This is a genomic window from Pseudoalteromonas sp. TB25, assembly GCF_000497995.1.
GTDB classification, from domain to species: Bacteria; Pseudomonadota; Gammaproteobacteria; order Enterobacterales; family Alteromonadaceae; genus Pseudoalteromonas; species Pseudoalteromonas distincta.
This window is the reverse complement of record NZ_AUTI01000174.1, coordinates 1-940: the sequence shown is the minus strand read 5'-3', so window position 1 is coordinate 940 and position 940 is coordinate 1. Positions and strand designations below refer to the sequence as shown.

At 42.9% G+C, this 940-nt stretch carries 1 protein-coding gene; it reads left to right on the top strand.

Annotated elements, in window-relative coordinates; all coding sequences use genetic code 11:
* Positions 1-940, top strand: a 940-nt coding sequence (locus L652_RS0103805; protein WP_024603306.1) for a M28 family peptidase, incomplete at both ends; no start/stop codon positions are given.

Sequence of the window (940 nt, the reverse complement as noted above, 5' to 3'; positions counted from 1 at the left end):
GGCGGTTGTCTGGAAATTATTGAGGTAATGGACACTATATCGGGCGAAAAACGCATTCCTAATCCTGTTGAAGTGGTTAACATTGTGGCTATTCAACGAGGGTCAAGTGAGCCTAATCGCATGGTGATTATGTCGGGTGATATAGATTCTCGTGTAAGTGATGTTATGGACTTTACGAGTGATTCACCTGGGGCAAATGATAACGCATCAGGTGTGGCGGGAGTAATTGAAGCTGCTCGTGTTTTAAGTAAATACAAATTTAATGGTTCGGTAGTTTACGCGGCGCTTTCGGGCGAAGAGCAGGGTTTGTTTGGCGGAAAAATATTAACGGCTTATGCGCAAAAGCATGACTGGCAAGTTCATGGCGTTTTAAACAACGATATGATTGGCAATATTACCGGTATTAATGGGGTAACTGATAATACAACTGCGCGTATATTTTCAGAAGGTACCCGTGTTGTAGAAACAAAAGAGCAAGCTAATACTCGCCGCTTTACGGGTGGTGAAGTTGATTCGGCGAGTCGAAATTTAGCGCGCTACATAGATACTATTGCTGACAGATACATTCCTAACCTAGATACAATGCTTGTATATCGATTAGATAGATTTGGCCGTGGTGGGCATCATCGTCCATTTAATGATGCAGGTTTTGCAGCAGTGCGTATTATGGAAACTAACGAGCACTACGATCGTCAGCATCAAGATTTACGCACTGAAAATGGCGTTGAGTATGGCGATACTATTGAAGGCGTTGATTTTGATTATACGGCTAAGTTAACTTCACTTAATGCGGTAACTATGGCATCTATGGCGTGGGCGCCCGCACCGCCAAAAGAAGTTAAAATAAAGGGAGCTGTTACAGCTGATACGTCGTTTTCATGGCAACAAAGCAGTGATGAAAATATTGCTGGCTATAAAATTTATTGGCGTTACACGAGCG